Source organism: Accumulibacter sp. (genome assembly GCF_031732815.1).
GTDB lineage: Bacteria > Pseudomonadota > Gammaproteobacteria > Burkholderiales > Rhodocyclaceae > Accumulibacter.
In genome coordinates this window covers 1-4,388 of record NZ_JAVMKF010000164.1, presented here as the reverse complement: position 1 = coordinate 4,388, position 4,388 = coordinate 1, and the positions used below count along the sequence as shown (strand labels likewise).

At 66.7% G+C, this 4,388-nt stretch carries 4 protein-coding genes and 1 pseudogene; all 5 read left to right on the top strand.

Annotated features, from left to right (window positions below):
- Positions 1 to 195 precede the first annotated feature (195 nt).
- Positions 196 to 1,041 carry a polyphosphate kinase 2 gene (ppk2, locus tag RKP46_RS10995; RefSeq protein ID WP_311106681.1) on the top strand — a complete coding sequence of 282 codons (846 nt, stop codon included), beginning with the start codon at positions 196 to 198 and terminating at the stop codon, positions 1,039 to 1,041.
- Between the two features lie 1,037 nt (positions 1,042 to 2,078).
- Positions 2,079 to 2,414 (top strand): hypothetical protein, encoded by a 336-nt coding sequence (locus RKP46_RS10990; protein WP_311106682.1) that lies wholly within the window; start codon positions 2,079 to 2,081, stop codon positions 2,412 to 2,414.
- Positions 2,327 to 3,061, top strand: coding sequence for an SUMF1/EgtB/PvdO family nonheme iron enzyme (locus tag RKP46_RS10985; RefSeq protein ID WP_311106680.1), 735 nt, complete (start codon positions 2,327 to 2,329; stop codon positions 3,059 to 3,061). The genes RKP46_RS10990 and RKP46_RS10985 overlap by 88 nt, the downstream gene beginning before the upstream one ends.
- On the top strand, positions 3,028 to 3,762 hold the full coding sequence (creB, locus tag RKP46_RS10980; protein WP_311106679.1) for a two-component system response regulator CreB: 735 nt from the start codon (positions 3,028 to 3,030) through the stop codon (positions 3,760 to 3,762). Before RKP46_RS10985 ends, creB begins: the two co-directional genes overlap by 34 nt.
- 22 nt (positions 3,763 to 3,784) lie before the next feature.
- Positions 3,785 to 4,388 (top strand): annotated as a pseudogene (locus RKP46_RS10975) (two-component system sensor histidine kinase CreC); the annotation flags it as partial.

The following is a 4,388-nucleotide window of genomic DNA, read 5'->3' as shown; positions in this document are numbered from 1 at the left end:
TGTTGATTCGTAGAGCACGACCGTGTTGGTGGCAAGGGGGTGTGAACGGTTACACTGTCAGTCCTCGATCCAGAATTCCGGGTGGAAGATTTGCTGGCAATGATGTCAGTTTTCGATTTATCATCGAGCGCTGACTGGACACAAAGCTCCACCATGCTGCATGGACCAAAACATGATTCATTTGAAAGGTTAGAAATGTCTAAATCAAGCAAGAAAGCAAAAGGTGGCGACCCGGAGGTAGTCAACAGGCTTCCCAAGGAACCCAAAGACAAGTTGTCCACGAAGGAATACGACAGCGAATTAAAGAAGCTGCACGTGGAGTTGGTCAAGCTGCAGGAGTGGGTTGTGCATGCAGGCCTCAAGGTATGCATTGTTTTCGAGGGGCGCGATGGTGCTGGAAAGGGTGGCACCATCAAAGCGCTCACCGAACGGGTCAGCCCGCGCGTATTCCGGGTGATCGCCCTGCCAGCGCCAACCGAACGGGAAAAGAGCCAGATGTACGTGCAGCGCTATCTACCGCACCTGCCCGCGGCAGGTGAAGTGGTGATCTGGGATCGCAGTTGGTACAACCGCGCCGGTGTGGAGCGGGTGATGGGGTTCTGCGATGAAGCTCTGGTAAAACGCTTTCTGGAAGTGGCTCCCAGCTTCGAGAAGATGATGGTCGAGTCGGGCATCATCCTGATCAAGTACTGGCTGGAAGTCAGCGAGGAAGAACAGACCCGGCGCCTGAGGGCACGCATCGACGATGGCCGCAAGATATGGAAACTGTCGCCTATGGATCTCAAGTCCTACAGCCGCTGGTACGACTATTCCCGGGCACGCGATGCCATGTTCGCCGCCACCGATACCGCCTGGGCGCCATGGTTCGTGGCCAACTCCGACGACAAGAAACGTGCACGCCTGAATATCATCTCTCACCTGCTCAGCAGAATCCCATATAAGGAAGTCCCACGGGAAAAGGTCGAGCTGCCGAAACGCCAGAAACCTGGCGACTACGTAGAGCCGGACTATCCATACAAGTTCGTTCCAGAGAGATTCTGAGCAAGGCGATCCTCTCGGAGGCTGTTTTTTTGCCGCCGCGGGACGGCTGCTCGGCCAGCCAGACACAGTTTCACGGCCAGTGTCATGCCTGCGTCATCCCACGGCGACCTTCGGAAGCGGGAAGCAATCGCGATTTGCGTGAGATTTCGTTCGCTCTTGTGTGCCCGGAACCCGGCGATCGCCAGGCGCCGGATGAACGCAGCGCTGCCAAAAGCCGGCGATCGGCCAGCGCCCGTGGGCCGCGCTGAGTAGCGAAGCGAGGTCGCCGACCAGCGGCCAGGTGAAGCGGCCGAGGCTGCCTCTCCCTCCTCCTGCGCAAGCGCGCGAAGGCGAACTCGCCCACAGATCGAGTCGTCTGGCGATGGTCATCCCTCTACTCGGGCGCCGCCTGGCCAGGCAACCGTCACCGTTGCAGACGCGTGCCGCGCGCTGCGGCCAAACGATTCAGGGCAGACGTTTCGGCAACCCGGAGTTCCGGATCGACTACGCATCCACCGAACCGCCAGCCGAAACGTCGCCAGCAGCAGCGGCGATGATGCGGCGGATGGCCCCGGTGGCGGCTGACGGTCTGGCGCCGAGTGCGGCCGCCAGCATGCGCGGACAAAGTCGTAGACGCGCAGCGCCTCGGCGTCCTCGCCTTGCGCGTGCAGGCAGAGGATCAGCGCGCGGTAGCCGCTTCTGGCAACGGATCGACTGCGGTCGCTTCCGCCCACGGCGAACCGCTTCGCTCGCCTGCTGCCGCTTTGTGCAGGACTGGGCAAGCAGCGGCAATAGCGCCGTCCAGCGGCGCCGCCGGCGTTCGCGCTGCCCCAGGCCCCACGCATGGTCGTCCTCGCGCGTCAGGAAGTCGCCGCGGTAGAGTCCCCGCAGGCGTTCGAGCAAGGTCGCGAGCCCCGCATCTCCTGCCGGGCACGCGGCCATCTTTTTCGCCTCGCCGATCAGCCGCTCGAAGCACCAGCAATCGACCCCGCAGTGCTGCTGGTGCAGGCTGAGGCGGCCGCCAGACGCGTCGGCTTCGCCTGCCGACCGACGCCGCCGTGCTGCCGCTCGCCGAGAGCAGCGCCGAGCGCGTCGAAGTGTTCGCCGGCACGCACGCCTACGCCTGCCAGCGCGTGCAGCGGCCGGCGTGGGCGTGGGATTTCGGCCGCGATCGCTACGGCGTCTACCGCGAAGTAACGATCGCCGGCGTCGTGCTGCGCCAGCGCTGGCTCGGACCCGGCGAATTCCGCATGGGCTCGCCGCCTGGCGGGCCGGAACGACGACGCCGTTCAGTTTCGGCGAGACGATCGACACACGGCAGGCGAAGTACGATGGCCAGCATCCTTGCGCGTACGGCGCGCAAGGCAAGCACCGGCAAACGATCGTGCCGGTGAAGAGGTTTCCGGTCAACGCGTGGGGTCTGTACGAAATGCACGACAAGATCTGGGAGCGGTGCGCCGACGGCCAGCGACCGCGCGATGGTGCGGATTGCGACGACCCACGCGCTCCTGAGGGCGAGGGCGATTATTGGCGCGTCGCGCGCGGCGGCTCGTGGCTCAGCAGGGCCTGGAGGCTTGGCTTGGCCTGCCGCTTCGAGGGGCACCGCGACGGGCGCGACGGCTTCCTGGGGTTTTCCCTGCGCCCTGAGGGCCATCAGCCGGTAGGGCCGGCGCGGAGCGCCCAACCGGAGGTGGGCGATTCGGGCTCGGCCGACCATTCCACATGCCGGGTCGGGCGAGGTCGAGCGCTTGCTGAACTGGCCGGCGATCGCCTATTCTTCGCTCCCTCATCCTGGCGTGCCGTGCCGCCCCGTGTTCTGCCGTGCCGTGCCGCGCAGGCTGGTCGCGCGGGCAGTTGCTCGCCGGATCACGTTTTCTTCGGAGTTCGCGCAATGCGTCGCCCGTTCTCTCCGCGCTTCTGCGCGCCTTGCTCAGCCGCCACCAGGTGGGCGGACGGCCGGCGGGCTCGTTCCGTGGAGTGCGCGGCTGCGCCGACCCGCACCGTGCCATGTCGCCGCCAGACGCCCCGCCGCGCATCCTGATCGTCGACGACGAGCCGGCGATCAGCGATGCGCTTGTCTACGCGCTGCAGCGCGAAGGTCTGGCCAGCGACTGCGTCGGTCTGGGCCGTGACGCGCTGGCCACGCTGCGCGCCAATGGTCATGCGCTGGTCATCCTCGACGTCGGGCTGCCCGACCTTTCCGGTTTCGACGTCTGCCGCGAGTTGCGCCGCGCTTCCGACGTGCCGGTGCTGTTTCTGACCGCTCGCGCGGACGAGATCGACCGCATCGTCGGCCTCGAACTCGGCGCCGACGACTACGTGGCGAAGCCGTTCAGCCCACGCGAGGTGGCCGCGCGCGTCCGCGCCATCCTGCGCCGGGCGCGGGTCGTGGTCGCGGCAGCGCCAACGGCAACACCGACACCAACACCGACACCAACGTCCGCCGTCCGGCCGGTCTTTGCGGTCGATGCGGACGGCGCGCGCATCGCTTACCGCGGGGTCTGGCTCGAACTGACGCGCTACGAGTATCGCCTGCTCGCGACGCTGATCGACGCCGCCGGCCGCATCCTTTCCCGCCCGCAATTGATGGACCGGGTCTGGCGCGACGCCGAGGAAAGCATGGAACGTACGGTCGATGCGCACGTCAAGACGCTGCGCGCCAAGCTGCGCGCGGTCGACGACAGTGACCCGATCGAGACGCACCGCGGACTCGGCTACAGCCTGCGGCGGGACCTGGCCTAGGCGACCGCGGCCGCATGCACGCATGAACATCGCCATCCGTCTGTTCCTCGGCTTCTTCCTGGTCGTCGGCGTCGCTGCGTGGTTCGTGCTCAACATCTTCAGCAAGGAAGTCCAGCCGGGAGTGCGCCAGGCGGCCGAGGACGTTCTGGTCGATACGGCGCACCTGCTCGCCGAGCTCGCGGCGCCCGAGCTCGCCGCCGGGCGGATTGCCGACGGGAACTTCGCGCGCGCTGTCGCCGCCGCCATCGGTCGCACGCCGAACGCGTCGATCTGGGGCGTGAGCAAGGAATCGGTCGATCTGCGCGTCTACCTGACCGATGCGCGCGGCATCCTGGTTTTCGACTCGGCGGGCGGCGCGCCGGGCGCCGACTACAGCCAGTGGATCGACGTGGCGCGCGTGCTGCGCGGCGAGTACGGCGCGCGCAGCACGCGCGACGATCCGCAGCAGCCGTCCACCTCGGTGATGTACGTCGCCGCGCCGGTGCGCGTGGCCGACCGGCTGGTCGGCGTCGTCTCGGTCGGCCGGCCAACGCTCTCCTTGCAGCCCTACACGGTGCGCGCCGCGCAGCGTGTGCGCGAAGGCGGATTCTGGCTGCTCGCGCTGTCGGCCGCGATCGGCACGCTGT

Bases quoted from the DNA above. Each gene is read 5' to 3' on its own strand.
- ppk2 (WP_311106681.1), top strand. From the start codon at position 196: ATGTCTAAATCAAGCAAGAAAGCAAAAGGTGGCGACCCGGAGGTAGTC.
- creB (WP_311106679.1), top strand. From the start codon at position 3,028: ATGTCGCCGCCAGACGCCCCGCCGCGCATCCTGATCGTCGACGACGAG.